The organism is Pseudoalteromonas sp. P1-25 (assembly GCF_001401805.1).
In the GTDB taxonomy this organism is placed as follows: Bacteria; Pseudomonadota; Gammaproteobacteria; order Enterobacterales; family Alteromonadaceae; genus Pseudoalteromonas.
The window spans coordinates 1-218 of sequence record NZ_LKDW01000145.1 but is presented as its reverse complement, the minus strand read 5'-3'; the positions used below and the strand labels follow the sequence as shown (position 1 = coordinate 218).

Sequence of the window (218 nt, the reverse complement as noted above, 5' to 3'; positions counted from 1 at the left end):
GTGCCTCGATAGCTCAGTTGGTAGAGCAGAGGATTGAAAATCCTCGTGTCCCTGGTTCGATTCCGGGTCGAGGCACCATTTACTTTAAGTTCTCAATCTTTAAAATTGAACGTGCCTTAGCACACGCTTTAGTGTGCCGACTTAGCTCAGCTGGTAGAGCAACTGACTTGTAATCAGTAGGTCAACCGTTCGACTCGGTTAGTCGGCACCATTTATTT

At 46.8% G+C, this 218-nt stretch carries 2 tRNA genes; both read left to right on the top strand.

Features of this window, described 5'->3' with window-relative positions:
- The first annotated feature begins 2 nt into the window (after nucleotides 1-2).
- Nucleotides 3-78 (top strand) — tRNA-Phe (locus AN393_RS19935).
- A 57-nt stretch (nucleotides 79-135) separates the two neighbouring features.
- Nucleotides 136-211 (top strand) — tRNA-Thr (locus tag AN393_RS19930).
- Nucleotides 212-218 lie beyond the last annotated feature (7 nt).